This is a genomic window from Cobetia sp. SIMBA_158 (genome assembly GCF_046566945.1).
Taxonomy (GTDB): Bacteria; Pseudomonadota; Gammaproteobacteria; order Pseudomonadales; family Halomonadaceae; genus Cobetia; species Cobetia amphilecti.
Map to the genome: position 1 here is coordinate 1 of NZ_JAWJYL010000542.1, position 262 is coordinate 262.

A 262-nucleotide genomic window follows, 5' to 3' on the forward strand; every position below is an offset into this window, starting at 1 on the left:
CAACGGTGACGGCTTTTGCTGCACCTACGATTTCAGTCGAGCTAACCATCACGGTCTCTGCCTTGTTCTTGGCAACGCCGATGATCAGGTTGCCTTCACCCATGTTGAGCGCATCCGGGAGGCCAAGCTTGCTGGTCATGTCGCCAATCGCACTGGTAAACTTCTTGAAGGCAGAGGTTACCGCGGACTGAAGCTTGTTCGGCCCCACCATCACCGTCATGTTGCCGCCGATCACCTCGTGATGGTTGTTCCCGACTTCGAT

The 262-nt window shown here is 55.7% G+C and carries 1 protein-coding gene; it reads right to left on the reverse strand.

Annotated features, from left to right (window positions below):
- On the reverse strand, positions 1-262 hold a 262-nt coding region (locus tag R2R70_RS21015; protein WP_410979051.1), incomplete at both ends, for a hypothetical protein.